Below are 16,024 nucleotides of genomic sequence, written 5' to 3' on the forward strand. Positions count from 1 at the left end.
GCGGTTGGCGGGGTGGGGTCAGCGAGGGGGAGGTCCGGGTAGGGGTACCGGGGTGCCGGGCGGGGCGAGCAGGGCACGAGCCGCCACGGTCAGGCGGCGTCGCTGCGGGACGGCGGCTCGCCGGGCGAACACGTCGTAGTCCTGGGCGGCCACCTCGTCGAGGATGCCGCCGTAGAGCAGGTACGCGGTGCGGATGCAGGACTGTGAGCCGGCGTCCAGCAGGATCACCCCTGCCGCGGCGGCGGCGTAGTGCGCCTGGGCGCGGGTGACCTCGTACCGGATCAGCTCCCGGACCGGCTCGGTGGCCCGACCGGCGGCCCGGCAAGCCAGCAGATCGTCCCGGGTCACGCCGAACTCGGCCATATCCTCGTCCGGCAGGTACGTCCGGCCCCGGTCGAGGTCCTCGGCCACGTCCCGGATGAAGTTGGTGAGCTGGAACGCGAAGCCGAGTTGGCGGGCGGGCTCACGGGCGGCCAGCAGGTTCGAGCTGCCCAGGATCGGCAGCATCATGGTGCCGATGACGGCCGCCGATCCCTCCATGTAGTCCAGCAGGTGATCGTAGGTGCGGTAGGACGTGACGGTCAGGTCCATCGCCATGCTCTTGAGGAACGAGGCGAAGTCCTCCCGGTCGAGATCGAAGACGGCGATGGTGTGCAGCACCGCCGGCAGCAGCGGGTCGTCGACCGGTTCGCCGTGCAGCCCGGCCACGAACCGTCCACCCCAGTCGTCGAGCAGGGCGGCCCGCTCGGCCGACGGCAGCGCCTCGGTGCGGTCCACGATCTCGTCGGCGTAGCGGGTGAATCCATACAGGGCATGGACGTGTCGGCGTTTCCATGCGGGCAGCAGGCGGGTAGCGAGATAGTAGGTGCGTCCGTGCTGTCTGTGCAGGTCACGACACCGTTCGTAAGCGGCGGCGAGGTCCAGATCCATTCGCCCTCCTCAGAATCGACGCACCAATCGACGCAACATGAACCCTAGGGTACGCTCAGCGGCATGGCCAACGACCGACCAACGGGTAACCTCCTTCGCGTGTTGCCTGAACAGCCGGTCGGTGGAGATGAACCGATTCCGGCGGTCCTCGCGGCGTACACACGGGATCTCGTCACCGCGGTCGAGCAGACCCTCGCCGAATTCCTCGACGCCGAGGTCGACGCACTGACCACGATCGATCCGGCGATGGGCGGATTCGCCGCCACGGCCCGCGACTGCGTCCTCGCCGGCGGCAAACGGGTCCGCCCGACCTTCGGCTACTGGGGGTGGCGCGGCGTGGCCAGCGGCGACGAGCCGCTGCACGGGGTGCTGCCCGCACTGGCCACGTTGGAACTGCTGCACACCTTCGCCCTGGTCCACGACGACGTGATGGACCACTCGGCGACCCGTCGGGGCCGACCGACCGCCCACGTGGCCGCGGCCGCTCAACATGCCGCCGCGGGGCGCAGCGGCGACCCCGGCCGGTTCGGCGAGGCGGTGGCGGTGCTGATCGGGGACCTCTGCATGGTCTGGGCCGACCAGTTGCTGGCCCGGGCCGCGCTGCCGGCGAGCCGCCTGTTCGACGTACGCCGCGGCTACGACCGGATGCGGGTGGAGACGATCGCCGGGCAGTACCTCGACATCCTCGGCGAGGCCGACCCGGAGAACTGGTCGGTCGACCGGGCGCTGCGGGTCGCCCGCTACAAGACCGCCAGCTACACCGTCCAGCGCCCGTTGCTGTTCGGGGCGAGCCTGGCCGGCGTCCATGGCGACACGCCACTGACCGCCGCGTACACCCGCTACGGCCTTGCCGTCGGCGAAGCCTTTCAGCTCCGCGACGACCTGCTCGGGGTGTACGGCGATCCGACCGCCACCGGCAAACCGGCCGGCGACGACCTGCGCACCGGCAAGCCGACCGCGCTGCTCATGCTGGCCCGCGAGCTGGCCTCACCGGCCCAGCGGCAGGCGTTGGACGGCACCGGCTCGCTGCCGGGCGAGCCGGAGGTGGCTCGCCTGGCCGAGATCGTGTTCGACACCGGCGCGGTCGACCGGATCGAGCGGATGATCGACGAGCGGGTCCAGGAGGCACTGGACGCGCTCGCCACCGTCAGGATCGACGAGACCGCCCGTACCGCACTGTTCGGCCTCGCCAGCGCAGCCACCGACCGGAGGTCATGATGGGCGCACCATCGTCAGCGGCGCGAACGGTCACCGGGCGTACGGACCGGGTGGTGGTCGTCGGGGCGGGCCTCGGCGGTCTGGCCTGTGCCCTGCACCTGGCCGGCAGCGGACGGCAGGTGACCCTGCTGGAACGCGAGCCGGTGCCGGGCGGGCGGGCCGGGCGGCTCAGCGTCGACGGCTACGAGTTCGACACCGGCCCGACCGTGCTCACCATGCCCGACCTCATCGCCGAGGCGCTCGGCGCGGTCGGCGAGGAACTGACCGACTGGCTCGACCTGGTCCCGCTCGATCCGGCTTACCGGGCCTACTACCCGGACGGGTCGACGCTTGACGTGATCACCGACACCGCCCGGATGGCGGCGGAGATCTCCCGCGTCTGCGGGCCCCGGGAGGCCGACGGCTACCTGCGGTTCGTCGACTTCGCGCGCAACCTGTGGCGGCTGGAGCGGGCCGACTTCATCGAACGCAACTTCGACGCGCCCACCGATCTGCTCACCGGCAACCTGCTCAAGCTGATGGCCACCGGTGCCTTCCGGCGACTGCAGACCAAGATCGACCAGTTCTTCCGCGACCCGCGTACCCGGCGGATCTTCTCCTTCCAGGCGATGTACGCCGGCCTGGCCCCGCACGACGCGCTGGCCATCTACGCCGTGATCGCGTACCTCGACTCGGTGGCCGGGGTCTACTTCCCGCGCGGCGGCATCCACGCGGTCTCCCGCGCGATGGCCGGGGCCGCGGAGAAGCACGGCGTACGCATCAGGTACGGCACCACGGTGACCCGGGTCGAGACCGCCAACGGCCGCGCCACCGGGGTGGTGACCGCCGACGGCGAGTTCGTCCCGGCGGACGCGGTGGTGCTCAACCCGGATCTGCCGGTGGCCTACCGTGACCTGCTCCCACCGGCCCGCCAGCGCCGGCTGGCCTACTCGCCGTCCTGCGTGGTGCTGCACGTCGGCTCGTCCCAGGGGTACGGGCGGATCGCCCACCACAACATCCACTTCGGCCGCGCCTGGAAGGGCACCTTCGACGAGGTCATCCGGCGCGGCGAGCTGATGACCGACCCGTCCCTGCTGGTCACCAACCCGAGCCGGACGGACCCGGCGGTGGCGCCCGCCGGCCGGCACACCTACTACGTGCTCGCGCCCGTGCCCAACCTCGACCGCGCCCCGTTCGACTGGCGTGGCGACCTCACCGCCCGCTACACCGATCAACTGATCGCCACCCTCGAGGAACGCGGCTACGTCGGTTTCGGCGCGGGTGTCGAGGTGCTCCAGGCGATCACTCCGGCGGACTGGGCGGAACAGGGCATGGCTGCCGGCACGCCGTTCGCCGCCGCGCACAGCCTGTTCCAGACCGGCCCGTTCCGGCCCGCGAACCTGCACCGGTCGCTGTCCAACGTGGTGTTCGTCGGCTCGGGTACGCAGCCCGGCGTCGGAGTGCCTATGGTGCTCATCTCCGGCAAGCTCGCGGCGAGCCGGATCACCGGAGCAGTCCGGTGACGCCACCCGGCGCAACGCAGCCGAGCCTGAACAGAGGAACGCACTGATGTCCCCGTCCCGGGAGAGTCATCTGGTCGAGTTGGTGGACGAGACGGGTCAGCCCGTCGGATCGACCACCGTGGCCACGGCCCACCAGCCACCTGGCCGGCTGCACCGCGCCTTCTCCGTGCTGTTGGTGGCGCCGGACGGTCGGGTGCTGCTTCAGCGCCGCGCCGCGATCAAGACCCGGTTTCCGCTGCGCTGGGCCAACTCCTGCTGCGGCCATCCACAGCCGGGCGAGTCCCTGTCGGTGGCGGCCAACCGTCGGCTCGACGAGGAGCTGGGCGTCGGGCCGGTGCCGCTGACCGAGGTCGGCGTCCACATCTACCGGGCCGAGGATCCGGCCACCGGGCGCATCGAGGTCGAGTACGACCACGTCCTGCGCGGCGAGTTCCGGCCGGACGCGCCGCTGCACCCGGAACCGTCGGAGGTCGCCGAGCTGCGCTGGGCGGATCCGGTGACCCTGGCCACCGAACTGATCGAGGATCCCGATTCGTACGCCCCGTGGCTCGGCGGCGTGCTGGACCGGCTGTTGCACCCGTCGAGCCCGACCCAGCTGCCCCCCAGCGACGCGTCGGAGCGGTCGGGTGGCCGATGAGGCGCTGAGCGCCGGGGCGGTCGCCCGACGGCTCGGTGTCGCGGTCACCACGCTGCGCACCTGGCACCAGCGGTACGGCCTCGGGCCGAGCCAGCACGTCCCCGGCCACCATCGGCGCTACACCCCGGCCGACCTGGCTCGGCTGGAGATCATGCGGCGGCTCACCGCCGAGGGAGTCAACCCGGCGGAGGCGGCCCGCTGGGCCCGGCAGGCACCGGACCCGGCGTCCGCCCGCACCCCCCGCCCGGTCCGGTCGACCACGGCGCGGGCCGGCGGTGGCGCGACCATCCCGGTACGCCGAGCCGGCCCGGTGGCTCGCGGCCTGGCCCGAGCCGCGATGCGGATGGACGCCGAGGTGATCAGCGAGACCATCGCCCGGTCGATCGCCACCGACGGGGTGATCGGCACCTGGGACGGTCTGCTCCGTCCGGTGCTGGTCGGCATCGGTGAGCGGCATGCCGCCACCGCCGCCCTGATCGAGGTGGAGCACCTGGTATCCCGGTGCGTGTCGGCGGCGTTCGCGTCGGTCGTGGCGGCCTGTCCCGCCCCCGCCGGGCAGCCACCCCGCGTCCTGCTCTCCTGCGCCGACGAGGAGCAGCACAGTCTGCCGCTGGAGGCGCTCGCCGCGGCGCTCGCCGAGGTGGGCGTCCACCATCGGATGCTCGGTGCGCGAGTGCCGGTGACCGCCTTGTTGGACGCGATCGACCGGACCGGGCCGGCCGCCGTGGTGATCTGGTCACACACCCCGGTCACCGGCGACCCGGCCCAACTGAGCGCGCTGCTCGGCGCCCCACGCCGACCACTGTTGGTCATTGCCGCGGGGCCGGGTTGGCCGGCCGACAGCCTGCCCGCCGGTGTGGTCCACCCCGCTGGACTGGCCGAGGCGGTCTCACTCGCGGTCGCCGTACGCGACGCACTGGACCGGTCCGCCGCATCCTGATCCCGCGTCCGGGGAAGATGCCGCGCGCTACTACGTCCCTACCCACTGCTATCCGCCGAAAAGGGATGAACTAGCGTCGGGGTTTGCGTACCCGAACCCCTCTCGGGAGCGACCCATGCGTCCTCGTCTGCTGCTCGTCTGCCTCACCGGGCTGACCCTTCTGCTGTCCGGCTGCGGCACGGGCTCTGCCGAGCCCAACCCGACACCCGTCGACGCACCCCCGTCGGCCGCCCTGCCGGACCCGCCCGCCCCACCGAGCCCCACCGCCACGCCGAAGCCCAAGCTGCGGCCGCTACCGGCCAAGCTGCCGGCCGGCCTGGTACGCACCACCGGGGGCAAGAAGGTGGCGCTCACCTTCGACGACGGTCCGGACCCGGCCTGGACACCGAAGGTGCTGGACCTGCTGAAGGCAGCAAAGGTCAAGGCCACCTTCTGTGTGGTGGGTACGCAGGTCCGCAAGCACCCCGAGCTGGTCCGCCGGATCGCCCGGGAGGGCCACCAGCTCTGCAACCACAGCTGGAACCACGACCTGAACCTGGCTCGGCGACCGGTCGCCGAGATCCGCGCCGACCTGACCCGGACGGACCGGGAGATCAGGCGCGCCGTGAAAGACGCGAAGGTGCCGTACTACCGGCAGCCGGGCGGCCGGTGGACCGCAGAGGTGGTCAAGGTCGCCAAGCAGTTGGACATGCGCTCGCTGCACTGGACGGTCGACCCGCAGGACTGGGCCCGGCCGACCGCCGCCACCATCCAGAAGCGGGTGCAGCGGGCTGCCCGGCCCGGTTCGGTGGTCCTGCTGCACGACGGGGGCGGCAATCGGGCGGCCACCCTCGCCGCCTGCCCGAAGGTGATCGCCGCCCTCAAGCGCGACCACGGCGTCACCCGACTTCGCTGACCCCCCGCTGACCTGCGGTTTCAGGAGCGTCTGCGGCTGGGGGCATACCGGTTTGGTCGTCCGGTCAGCCATCACGTATGCTTTCCAAGCCTCCGGCGGGGCCGGATGGGAGCAAGTCCGCACAGAGTTGCGAATGTGCAATGATGGCGGGGCCGCCCTCATCGTCTAGCGGCCCAGGACGCCGCCCTTTCAAGGCGGTAGCACGGGTTCGAATCCCGTTGGGGGCACGGTCCGGCTTCGGCCGGAGGCAACACCAGCAAGGTCCTGTGGAGCAGTTGGAGTGCTCGCCGCCCTGTCAAGGCGGAGGTCGCGGGTTCAAGTCCCGTCAGGACCGCAAGCGCTGACCGCCGCGCGCACCACGCGCGGCGTTCTGCGTATCGGGACAGGTGACCCAGTCGGCGGCGATCCCGCCGGGTAACATGGCCCGAGCAGCACGGCCAGGTAGCTCAGTTGGTACGAGCGTCCGACTGAAAATCGGAAGGTCGGCGGTTCGACCCCGCCCCTGGCCACATAGCCTTTCGCCGGGCTACAGAGGTCCCCACCAGCGAAAACGCAGGTGGGGATCTTGCTGTATGCCCTCATCTCGCAGCCTCGGGCACCGGTCGGTGCTCGCCGTCGGTGATGCGACCCGAGTGGTGAGCAAGCTGCGCAGCCGGACAGCAGCCGGTATGGTCCGGGCGTATGGGAGACCGGCCGCCCGACATCCGACAGGAGCACGAGCGGTTCGCGCTGCGGAGCACGTTGCTGGTCCCCGCGTCCGTGGAAGCCACGTACGAGACTTTCACCACCAGGCTCACCGACTGGTGGGTGACGGAGTACACGTGGTCCGGCCCGGACGTGCTCGCCGACTTGGCCATGGAGCCCCGGGCCGGCGGAATGCTCTACGAGATCGGCCCGTACGGCTTCCGCAACGACTGGGGTCGGGTGCTGATCTGGGATCCGCCGCGTCGGCTGGTGTTCACCTGGCAGATCGGCCCGGATCGGGCGCCGGTGCCGGACCCGGCGCGAGCCAGCGAGGTCGAGGTGATTTTCACACCTGCGGCGGCCGGCACCCTGGTCGAGGTCTCACACCGGCATTTCGACAGGCACGGCGAGGCAGCCGAGGGCTACCTTCAGGCGCTCACCGCCGGGTGGCACGAGCTGCTGTCCCGGTTCGCCGCGACCGCGGTCGCCGAGCCGGCGTGAGGCCGGGCCAGCCCGGCCGTGGGAGCGTTCAGGTGGAGCGGTGCCGCAGGGTGGCGATGGTGGAGCCGGCGAGGGTGAGCAGGCATTCGGGCAGCAGGCCGTCGGCCGCCGCCGCGCCGAACAGCGCTCGGGCCGTCTCCAGGTCGGAGTTGGCGTACGCGCTGACGAAGCGCGCCACCCAGCGGGCGTCGTACTCGGCCTGGTCGATGCCGGGGAAGTCGAGCGCGCAGGCGCCCGGGGGGACCGGGTCGCCGACCATCGTCGCGGCCAGGCACCACGCCACGTCGTACGCGCCGGTGAGGCCGTCCCGGTCGACGACCGCGTCGAAGGTCCCCACCACTGCGTCGGAGTCTCCGTCGAGCGCCGAGCTGAGGATCGCGGTGGCGTCGGCAAACGTCTGCTGTGGCGAGTCGGTCACGCACCGCACAGTAGGTGCCCTCGTCAAGGAGACCGGAATCGTCACTCTCCGTACATAAGCTAGGCGGCCTGCGGATAGACGGCCCTCCACGGTCCCGTCGTCCGGGTGGGCACGTTAGTCTGCGCAGCGGACCTTCGCGGAGGAAGGACGACAATGCACATGTCACGCGGTACGCGGGGCGCCGTCATGGCGGTCTGCGCCACGCTCCTGCTCGCCACCAGCGCTTGCGGGGATGACCAGCCCGAAGAGGCGACTGCCCACCAGGTGCGCCTCTACGGCACCGACGGCAACATGTCCAACTCGTACGCGGAGGAGCTGGGCGATCGAGCCAACCTGGTCGATGGCATGAAGGGCACCACCCCGCTCACACCGCTGCCCGAGGACTTCAAGAAGCGGCTACTGTCCGTCGATCCGAAGTTGGACGGCTTCCTCTACGCCGCCGAGTCCTACGACGCGGTGGTGATCAGCGCGTTGGCCGCTGAGGTCGCGGGCACCACCGATCCGGCGGCCATCGCCAAGCAGATCGTCGGGGTCACCAACACCGGCACCCGCTGCGGGACGGTGGCCCAGTGCCTGCGCCTGATCCGCGAGGGCAAGGACATCGAGTACCGCAGCGTCTCGATCACCCGGGCCGGGTTCACCGACGTCGGTGAGCCGGCGACCGCCAGCTACGCCACCCTGCACTTCGACGGGCAGCAGCTCAACGACGCCAAGACCGAGTTCGTCGGCGCCGGTGACGAGTCCGCGGCCAGCAACAAGCGACCGCCGCGCGGTGACGCCGCCTCGTCCCCCGACGCGCCGCTCGTCATCGGCGGGCTGTTGCCCAGGACCGGTGACCTCGCGATCGCCTACCCGCCGCTGGCCGCCGGCGCGGCGCTGGCCATCAAGGAGATCAACGCGGCCGGTGGGGTGCTCGGCGAGGAGGTGGTCTGGGTCGACGGCGACGACGGCACCAACCCGGCGATCGCCAAGGCGACCGTCGCCCGGCACGTCGACGGCGGCGTCCACGTGATCATCGGTGCCGGTGGCTCCGGGATCTCCGCCGCCGTGCTGGAGGACGTGGTGAAGGCGGGACGGATCCTGTTCTCGCCGTCGAACACCGCGGCGAACCTGAGTGAGGTCGACGACCGTGGCCTCTACTTCCGCACCGCACCGCCGGACGGGCTCCAGGGCCGGGCGCTGGCCGACGTGATCCTCCGGGACGGCCCGCAGAAGATCGCGATCGTGGCCCGTAAGGACTCCTACGGCGAGGGTCTGCAGAGCATCGTCCGGGCCGAGCTGGAACGGGCCGGGTTCGGCGGCGACAAGGTGAAGCTGCTCGGCTACCAGCCCGGCGAGGACGCCAACGCCGCGCCGATCGACTTCAGCGCCGGCGCCAAGGAGATCAAGGACTTCGGTGCCGACGCCGTCCTGATCATCGGGTTCGGTGAGTCCGCCGCCGTGGTCCGGGCTCTGGCGGACGCCGACGTACCGCTGGCGGCGCTGGCCAACAGCTGAGCGCACCCGCGACGGCCGCACCGACACTCGTCGGTGCGGCCGTTTCCGGTTGTCTCAGCGCCGCCGGTCGAGGAACTCGGTCATCCGACGCCGCTTCTCCTCGTCCTCGAAGAGCACCGCCTGGCTGACCAGGTCCAGTTGCGGATGTGCGGCGGCCGGGGCGTCGACGCCGAGTTTGGTCAGCCGCAGCGCCAGCGACGAGCCCTTGGCCATCTCGTCGATGAGCGCGTGCGCCGCCGGCAGCAGTTCCTCGGGGGTCGCCACCACCCGGTTGACCAGGCCGATCCGCAGCGCCTCCGCGGCGTCCACCCGCCGCCCGGTGAACAGCAGTTCCTTGGCCCGGGCCTCACCGACAAGCGCCGGCAGGCGGTGGGTCGCGCCGGCACCGGCCAGGATGCCCAACCGCACCTCCGGCTGGCCGAACACCGCCCGCTCGGTGCACACCCGAAGATCGCAGCCGTACGCCAGCTCAGCGCCACCGCCGAGCGCCGGGCCGTCGACGGCGGCGACGGTCGGCATCGGTAGCGCCCGGATCCGGGCGAAGGCCGCCGAGTTGATCGCGGCGAGGGCGTCCAGCCGGCCTCGCTCGCGCAGTTGGGCGATGTCCGCGCCGCCCGCGAAGATCCCGTCGGTGCCGCCGGTCAGCAGCAGCATCCGGGGACGGGCCTCCAGTTCGGCGCAGACCTCGTGCAGCGCCGCGATGAGGTCGGCGTCGATGGCGTTGCGCTTCTCCGGCCGGTCGAGGGTGACCACCAGCCGGTCGGGAAGCTCCTCGACCCGCAGCCCGGCGCTCACCGCGACGCTCCCGGATCGGTGGTCGGGGCCGGATCGGTGGTCGGGGCGGCCGACTCGGTGCCGCCCGAGCGGACCCCGTCGACCCACTGGTAGAAGCCCTGGCCCGACTTCTTGCCCAGGCGGCCCGCCGCGACCATCTCCACCAGCAGCGGTGGCGGCGCGAACCGGTCGCCGTACGCGGCCTGGAGGGTACGGGCGATGTCGAGGCGCACGTCCAGGCCCACCAGGTCGGTCAGTTCCAGCGGGCCGATCGGGTGCCGGTAGCCGAGCGCCATCGCCTTGTCGATGTCGGCCGGGCTGGCCACCCCGTCGGCGACCATCCGGATGGCTTCCAGTCCGAGGGTGACCCCGAGTCGGGAGGTGGCGAAACCCGGCATGTCGCGTACGACGACGGGGTCCTTGCCCAGCCGGTCGGCGAGCGCGCGGGCCGCTTCGGTGGTCTGCGCGGCGGTGGCCGGGCCGACCACGATCTCCAGCAGCGCCATCGCCCAGACCGGGTTGAAGAAGTGCAACCCGCAGAAGCGCTCGGGCCGGGCCAGTTCCCCGGCCAGCTCGGAGATGGAGATGCTTGAGGTGTTGCTGCCCAGCAGGGCGGGCTCCAGTCGCTCTGCCTCGGCCAGCACGGCCCGCTTCAGCTCCAGCCGCTCCGGTACCGCCTCGACGATCACCGCCGGTTCCGGGGCGACCTCGCCGAGCCCGGCCCGCAGGGTGACCGAGGCGCGGTTGGCGGCGGCCTGCTCAGCGGTCAGCTTGCCGCGCTGCACGGCCCGGTCCCAGAGTTGGGCGAGCCGTTCGACGGCCGCCTCACCGCGGGCCCGGTCGAGCTCGACCAACTCCACCGCGTAACCCGCGCCGGCTGCCACGTACGCGATGCCCAGGCCCATCGTGCCGGCACCGACCACGACGAATCGCTGTGTCATCGATACACCACCGCTCCGTGACGGCCCTCGGCTCCCGCATGGCCGATGGCGCGCGGGATCGCCGCCACGCCGGAGCCGGTCCGTACCCTCCGCTCAGTCATGGTGCGACCCTATGCAGCACGATCATCGTCGCGTGCGTGGGGGCGGGCGAGATCGGGTAGGGACCGCTGACAACCAAGGGAAGGGACGAACTGATGAGCCAGGCACCGGAGACCGGTACGGAGGCCCAGGAGACGGTCGAGACGCGCGGCGACGAGCGTGTCGAACTGCTGCGCGCCGACACCAACAACGACGGCCGTACGGACGTCTGGGTGGTCGACACCGACGGCGACGGCAAGGCCGACCTGTTCCAGTTCGACACCGACGGCGACGGCAAGGTGGACGTCACGATGGTCGACATCGACGAGGACGGCCAGCCCGACGAGGTCGTCGACGGCGACGGTGGCCTCCCCCCGGAGCAACTCCCCCCCACCGTCCAGGTCTGAGTTGTAAGGAAGGGCCCCCTGTTAACGCCTCCGGTATAGCAAGGGGCCCCTCTTAACGTTTTCGTCTGGTCAGCCGGGCAGCCGCAACGTGGCGAGGTAGTACGGGGCGTCACGGTCGTCGATGTCGGCCAGGTGCCAGGGGGTGCCCCGGACCAGGTCGGCCAGTTCGTCCGGGGAGCACACCAGGTAGTCGAACCACGGGGTGGCCAGCTCGCGGTAGCGCAACCGCAGCCGCAGTTGCCCGCCGAGACGGCCTCGACGCCGGTTGTGTTCGTGGTAGCCCGTGTGCACGGGGTCGCGGGTGCCGTACGGATCGGTGCCCTGAGCGATCACCTGCGCCCCCGGGTTGGCCATCACGGCCAGCGCGGCGAGGAAGGCGGGTGCCCGTTCGCGCCCCTCCAGCAGCCCCAGGTTGTTACCGAGCAGCAGAAACGTGTCGTAGCGCCGCCCACTCGCCGCGTGCTCGTCCACGGTGCCGTGCACCAGTTCCCGTACGCCCCGACGGCGACACACCGCGAGCGCGCCCGGTGAGACGTCCAGCCCGGTGACCGGTACGCCCCGCTCCTGCAGCAGCAGCGCGATCCGCCCGGCGCCGACGCCGATGTCCAGGGTGGCGCCGCGTACCCGGTCCACGGCCCGGTGGTCGTGCGGTTGCCACTCCTGCGGCCCGTCGAGGTACTGCGCGGCCGGCGCCCCGTTGATCAGTCCGTCGTCCCGTTCGATGATCTCGATGACCGGGCGGGGTACGCGCCCGCCGGCCAGCGGTCGGGGACCGATCCCGGTAGCCACTGCGAGCGTGTCGCGCAGCAGTTCCCCGTAGACGTCACCGATTCGTGGTTCTCCCGTCACACCTGCCACGCTATCGGCCTGCTCATTCCCGGTCCCCGCCCGTACGCTGAGGGGGTGACCACGTTGGACCGCCTCGCGGCGGAGAAGTACATCCTCCTCACGACCTTCCGCAAGGACGGCCGCGCGGTACCCACCCCGGTGTGGGCGGTGCGCGACGGCGACGCCCTGGCGGTGTGGACCGCTTCGGACGCCGGCAAGGTGAAGCGGATCCGGCGCAGCGGAGAGGTCACGGTGGCGCCGTGCGACGTCCGTGGCCGGCCGCACGGCGCTGCGGTACCGGCCCGAGCGACCCTCTACGACCCGGGCGCGACCGAGCACATCCGCGGCCTGATCAAGCAGAAGTACCGGATGATCGGCCGGCTGACCCTGCTCGGCAGCCGACTGCGTCGCGGTCAGGGTGGGACGGTCGGCATCCGACTCGAACTGACCGATCCGAACTGACCAGCTCGGGGTGGATGTCCCGACATGCTGAAGGGGCGGCGGATCTGACGATCCGCCGCCCCTTCAGCTCAGCTCTGTTATCTGCCGTGCGGTCAGTCCCCCTGGCGCTGCTGCGGGATCTGACCCTGCAGCAATGCCCTGACCTCCGACTCCCGGTAGCGACGGTGGCCGCCCAGGGTCCGGATGGCGCTCAACTTGCCAGCCTTCGCCCAACGGGTCACCGTCTTCGGGTCGACACGGAACATCGACGCCACCTCGGCCGGTGTAAGTAGCGGCTCTGGTTCGTGCGTTCGCGATGCCATCGGTCACTCCTCCACATGTATAGACATCGGCCGGGGTCCCGCCGGCCGACGCGTCTCCCATGGTCCGGCTAGTCCCCGATGTCCGACATGGGCCGAACGGCCGAACGTCCCTAGACGGACGGATGAACCATGCCCGATATATGGGACTTTTACACGCCAGAAGCTACCTTATTCGGACTCATGATCACGGTTCGTGATGCATCAACTACGAAGGAGCCTCGTATTGCAGCCCGACATTTATGGACAATGCCCCACTAGTTGCCCCGGCATCCCGGGCTAGTTGCACCGCTCCAAAAGTTGCACGGCACGCCACCTGGCGACCAGCTTGTCGTACGCCGCGGACGCCTCCTCCGCCTCGCCCTGGGACAGCCCGGCCAACCCCGCCGCGACCAGTTCCGGCGAGTCGTCGTCCGCCAGGGTCTCGTCCGAGAGCAACTCGACCAGGCCGCCGTAGTCCAACTCGACCACCGAACCCGGGTGGAACTCCTCCAACCACCGGGCCGCCTCCTCGACCGCCTCGGTGATCGGGGCGTCCCCGATCGACTTGCGGAGCACCGACAGGGCCCGCGAGGAGCGACGCCGCGCCTTGGAGATCTCCGTCCGGAACCGCAGCGCCCGACGCCCCGGCGCGGTCACGTGCTGCCGTTCCTCCGCCTCGAACAGCACGAACCAGCGCAGCGGCACCCCCCAGGTGGCGACCTGCTCGTGCACCCGGGGCACGCCACGCTCCAGCACCCGGGCTCCGCTGCGCCAGTCCTCCACCACCGCCTTGGCCTGCCCGGCCAGCACCGGCGGGACGAACGCGTCGGCCAGCACCGGCGGTACGCCGTCGCGCGCGCTCAACGCCGCCTCGGCCACCCGGATCCGCAGGTTCCACGGGCACACCAGCAGCGTCTCGTCGGTCTCCAGGACGTACGCCTCCTCGGGCAGGTCGGGCAGCCGGGTCCAGCCGGCGCCGAGCGCCTCGATCACCGAGGTCCGCTGCCGGCCCGGCCCTTCCACCGGCGCCACTGCCCGCCCCTGCTCGACGTAGCGCCGCCAGTACGCCTGGCGGTCCCGGTCGAAGGCGGTCAACGGCTCGTACACGCGCAGGTATGAAGCGAAGAGCGACGGCACGGCGCGATCCTCCCACGAATCGCAGGCCGAGCGTTGCTCGGCGTCATCGTGGCCGTGAATGGGTGCCCGCTGGGCGGGACGAGGTGCTCGCGGCAGCAGCCCGAGGTCAGCCGATACTAGGCTCGCTACACCGGCAGCATCCCCGCCGGCGCAGACCAGGTCCGCGTCCCACAAGGGCGCCCGCCGACACAGGAGCCAGTCATGGGCGTATTCGCCAGCACCGACGACCCGGAATCCACAGGTCACGAGCAGGTCGTGTTCTGCCAGGACAAGCAGACCGGCCTGAAGGCGATCATCGGCATCTACTCCACCGCGCTGGGCCCCGCGCTCGGTGGCACCCGCTTCTACCCGTACGCCAGCGAGGAGGAGGCCCTCGCGGACGTCCTCGACCTGTCTCGCGGCATGGCGTACAAGAACGCCCTCGCAGGTCTGGACCTGGGCGGCGGCAAGGCGGTCATCTGGGGCGATCCGGCGCAGATCAAGACCGAGGGGCTGCTGCGCGCGTACGGCCGCTTCGTGGAGTCGCTGGGCGGGCGCTACTACACCGCCTGCGACGTGGGCACCTACGTACCGGACATGGACGTGATCGCCCGCGAGACCCGGTACGTCACCGGCCGCAGCGTCGAGCACGGCGGTGCGGGCGACTCCTCGATCCTCACCGCCTGGGGCGTCTTCCAGGGCATGCGGGCGGCGGCCGAGCACGTCTGGGGAGTGCCGACGCTGCACGGCCGACGGGTCGGCGTCGCGGGCCTGGGCAAGGTCGGCAAGTACCTGGTCGGCCACCTGGTCGAAGACGGCGCCGAGGTGGTCGCGACCGACGTCAGCCCGCAGGCGCTGGAGTGGGCCCGGACCACCCACCCGCAGGTCTCGCTCCTCGACGACGTCTCCGCGCTGGTCGCCGCCGACATCGACGTGTACGCCCCGTGTGCGCTCGGGGGCGCGTTGAACGACGACACGGTGGCGGCGTTGCGCGCGAAGGTGATCGCCGGCGCGGCCAACAACCAGCTCGCCCACCCGGGCGTCGAGAAGCTGCTGGCCGACCGCGGCATCCTCTACGCGCCTGACTACGTGGTGAACGCCGGCGGTGTGATCCAGGTCGCGGACGAGATCGAGGGCTTCGACTTCGAGCGGGCCAAGTTGCGCGCCACCCGGATCTACGACACCACTCGGGAGATCCTCCGGCTCGCCGACGCCGACGGCGTTCCCCCGGCGGTGGCGGCCGACCGGCTGGCCGAGCGGCGGATGGCCGAGATCGGCCGACTGCGCGCCATCCACCTGCGCTGACGACTCACCAGTCGAGGGCGGGGCCGTTGGTCCCGCCCTCGACAGTCGTTTCCGGCTAAGCTGAGGATACGACGTATTCGTGAGGTTTCGCCCCGTGTCACGACCGTACCCGGCATCGCTCCTTACCGGGTACAATGGGTGACGACCGCACGACCGCAACGCGCGGTGGCGGTCGACGGTAACCCGAGGTGCCGAACGGTGGCATCCCCATGTACCGTAAGAGCCACGAGAGATGCCTGACGTCATCGGGGCCCGCCTTCGGGCTGCCCCGCATTCTGTGCGAGGGGGTCGAGCCATGGGGCGCGGCCGTGCTAAGGCCAAGCAGACAAAGGTGGCGCGGGAGTTGAAGTACCACTCCCCGAACACCGACCTCGCCGCCTTGCAGCGAGAACTCGGCGGCGGCGGTAAGTCGGACCGCAACTTCGACGACGACTACCAAGAGTTCGTCGACGAAGACGAGGACCATACCGGGGACGACCCGGACAAGTGGGTCCGCCCGACCCGCTGACCCCCGGTCGCATCTGAGCACGCGGTAACTCCCCGCGTGCTCACGTATGTGCCCGCCAAGGCGGCGCAACACCCGACGATCCAAGGGCCTGCCACGCCCGGA

Annotated in this window: 18 protein-coding genes and 3 tRNA genes; 14 read left to right on the forward strand and 7 right to left on the reverse strand. The window is 71.2% G+C overall.

The window, feature by feature from the left end; all coding sequences use genetic code 11:
• Positions 1–18: 18 nt before the first annotated feature.
• Positions 19–930, reverse strand: coding sequence for a phytoene/squalene synthase family protein (locus C1A38_RS24190; RefSeq protein WP_102660024.1), 912 nt, complete (start codon positions 928–930; stop codon positions 19–21).
• Between the two features lie 63 nt (positions 931–993).
• On the opposite strand from C1A38_RS24190, the gene C1A38_RS24195 reads away from it, so the two are divergent.
• The 9 genes from C1A38_RS24195 to C1A38_RS24235 all read left to right on the forward strand — a co-directional run bounded on the left by C1A38_RS24195 (position 994) and on the right by C1A38_RS24235 (position 7,307).
• On the forward strand, positions 994–2,148 hold the full coding sequence (locus C1A38_RS24195) for a polyprenyl synthetase family protein (RefSeq protein ID WP_102660025.1): 1,155 nt from the start codon (positions 994–996) through the stop codon (positions 2,146–2,148).
• Complete coding sequence (crtI, locus tag C1A38_RS24200) at positions 2,148–3,650, forward strand: phytoene desaturase family protein (protein ID WP_102660026.1); 1,503 nt, start codon at positions 2,148–2,150, stop codon at positions 3,648–3,650. The genes C1A38_RS24195 and crtI overlap by 1 nt, the downstream gene beginning before the upstream one ends.
• Before the next feature lie 46 nt (positions 3,651–3,696).
• On the forward strand, positions 3,697–4,287 hold the full coding sequence (gene idi / locus C1A38_RS24205; protein ID WP_102660027.1) for an isopentenyl-diphosphate Delta-isomerase: 591 nt from the start codon (positions 3,697–3,699) through the stop codon (positions 4,285–4,287).
• Entirely contained in the window at positions 4,277–5,227 is a 951-nt protein-coding gene (locus C1A38_RS24210) for a MerR family transcriptional regulator (protein WP_102660028.1), read from the forward strand. Before idi ends, C1A38_RS24210 begins: the two co-directional genes overlap by 11 nt.
• 115 nt (positions 5,228–5,342) lie before the next feature.
• Positions 5,343–6,122 carry a polysaccharide deacetylase family protein gene (locus tag C1A38_RS24215; protein WP_102660029.1) on the forward strand — a complete coding sequence of 260 codons (780 nt, stop codon included), beginning with the start codon at positions 5,343–5,345 and terminating at the stop codon, positions 6,120–6,122.
• Positions 6,123–6,276: 154 nt separating this feature from the next.
• Positions 6,277–6,349 (forward strand) — tRNA-Glu (locus C1A38_RS24220).
• A gap of 33 nt (positions 6,350–6,382) precedes the next feature.
• Positions 6,383–6,456: transfer RNA gene (locus tag C1A38_RS24225), tRNA-Asp, on the forward strand.
• Positions 6,457–6,557: 101 nt separating this feature from the next.
• Positions 6,558–6,631: transfer RNA gene (locus C1A38_RS24230), tRNA-Phe, on the forward strand.
• Between the two features lie 172 nt (positions 6,632–6,803).
• The gene (locus tag C1A38_RS24235) at positions 6,804–7,307 is read left to right on the forward strand and encodes an SRPBCC family protein (protein ID WP_102660030.1); all 504 of its coding nucleotides are present in this window, start codon (positions 6,804–6,806) and stop codon (positions 7,305–7,307) included.
• Positions 7,308–7,335: 28 nt separating this feature from the next.
• On the opposite strand, the gene C1A38_RS24240 is transcribed toward C1A38_RS24235, so the two are convergent.
• Positions 7,336–7,725: a hypothetical protein gene (locus tag C1A38_RS24240; RefSeq protein ID WP_013730887.1), complete on the reverse strand. Its 390-nt coding sequence runs from the start codon at positions 7,723–7,725 to the stop codon at positions 7,336–7,338.
• A 153-nt stretch (positions 7,726–7,878) separates the two neighbouring features.
• Between C1A38_RS24240 and C1A38_RS24245 the strand changes: the two genes are divergently transcribed.
• Positions 7,879–9,222, forward strand: a complete 1,344-nt coding sequence (locus C1A38_RS24245) for an ABC transporter substrate-binding protein (protein ID WP_102660031.1) — start codon at positions 7,879–7,881, stop codon at positions 9,220–9,222.
• Between the two features lie 54 nt (positions 9,223–9,276).
• On the opposite strand, the gene C1A38_RS24250 is transcribed toward C1A38_RS24245, so the two are convergent.
• Together C1A38_RS24250 and C1A38_RS24255 are read right to left on the reverse strand one after the other, a co-directional pair.
• On the reverse strand, positions 9,277–10,017 hold the full coding sequence (locus C1A38_RS24250) for an enoyl-CoA hydratase/isomerase family protein (RefSeq protein WP_102660032.1): 741 nt from the start codon (positions 10,015–10,017) through the stop codon (positions 9,277–9,279).
• On the reverse strand, positions 10,014–10,937 hold the full coding sequence (locus C1A38_RS24255; protein ID WP_102660033.1) for a 3-hydroxyacyl-CoA dehydrogenase family protein: 924 nt from the start codon (positions 10,935–10,937) through the stop codon (positions 10,014–10,016). Before C1A38_RS24255 ends, C1A38_RS24250 begins: the two co-directional genes overlap by 4 nt.
• A 194-nt stretch (positions 10,938–11,131) precedes the next feature.
• Here C1A38_RS24255 and C1A38_RS24260 point away from each other — a divergent pair, with 194 nt between their 5' ends.
• Positions 11,132–11,422 carry a hypothetical protein gene (locus tag C1A38_RS24260; protein ID WP_013730883.1) on the forward strand — a complete coding sequence of 97 codons (291 nt, stop codon included), beginning with the start codon at positions 11,132–11,134 and terminating at the stop codon, positions 11,420–11,422.
• 69 nt (positions 11,423–11,491) lie between these two features.
• Here the strand turns inward: C1A38_RS24260 and C1A38_RS24265 are convergent, their stop codons facing one another.
• Positions 11,492–12,271 carry a class I SAM-dependent methyltransferase gene (locus tag C1A38_RS24265; RefSeq protein ID WP_102660034.1) on the reverse strand — a complete coding sequence of 260 codons (780 nt, stop codon included), beginning with the start codon at positions 12,269–12,271 and terminating at the stop codon, positions 11,492–11,494.
• Positions 12,272–12,325: 54 nt separating this feature from the next.
• Here C1A38_RS24265 and C1A38_RS24270 point away from each other — a divergent pair, with 54 nt between their 5' ends.
• On the forward strand, positions 12,326–12,712 hold the full coding sequence (locus C1A38_RS24270) for a PPOX class F420-dependent oxidoreductase (RefSeq protein ID WP_013730881.1): 387 nt from the start codon (positions 12,326–12,328) through the stop codon (positions 12,710–12,712).
• A gap of 92 nt (positions 12,713–12,804) precedes the next feature.
• Here C1A38_RS24270 and C1A38_RS24275 read toward each other — a convergent pair whose 3' ends face one another.
• Both C1A38_RS24275 and C1A38_RS24280 read right to left on the reverse strand, forming a co-directional pair.
• On the reverse strand, positions 12,805–13,014 hold the full coding sequence (locus C1A38_RS24275) for a BldC family transcriptional regulator (RefSeq protein WP_007073996.1): 210 nt from the start codon (positions 13,012–13,014) through the stop codon (positions 12,805–12,807).
• A 276-nt stretch (positions 13,015–13,290) separates the two neighbouring features.
• The gene (locus C1A38_RS24280) at positions 13,291–14,130 is read right to left on the reverse strand and encodes a DUF8083 family protein (protein WP_013730880.1); all 840 of its coding nucleotides are present in this window, start codon (positions 14,128–14,130) and stop codon (positions 13,291–13,293) included.
• A gap of 201 nt (positions 14,131–14,331) precedes the next feature.
• Between C1A38_RS24280 and C1A38_RS24285 the strand changes: the two genes are divergently transcribed.
• Together C1A38_RS24285 and C1A38_RS24290 are read left to right on the forward strand one after the other, a co-directional pair.
• Positions 14,332–15,414 (forward strand): Glu/Leu/Phe/Val family dehydrogenase, encoded by a 1,083-nt coding sequence (locus tag C1A38_RS24285; RefSeq protein WP_102660035.1) that lies wholly within the window; start codon positions 14,332–14,334, stop codon positions 15,412–15,414.
• A gap of 295 nt (positions 15,415–15,709) precedes the next feature.
• Positions 15,710–15,922 carry a DUF3073 domain-containing protein gene (locus C1A38_RS24290; protein WP_102660036.1) on the forward strand — a complete coding sequence of 71 codons (213 nt, stop codon included), beginning with the start codon at positions 15,710–15,712 and terminating at the stop codon, positions 15,920–15,922.
• Positions 15,923–16,024 lie beyond the last annotated feature (102 nt).

The sequence above is a fragment of the Verrucosispora sp. ts21 genome (genome assembly GCF_002879555.1).
GTDB classification, from domain to species: domain Bacteria; phylum Actinomycetota; class Actinomycetes; order Mycobacteriales; family Micromonosporaceae; genus Micromonospora; species Micromonospora gifhornensis.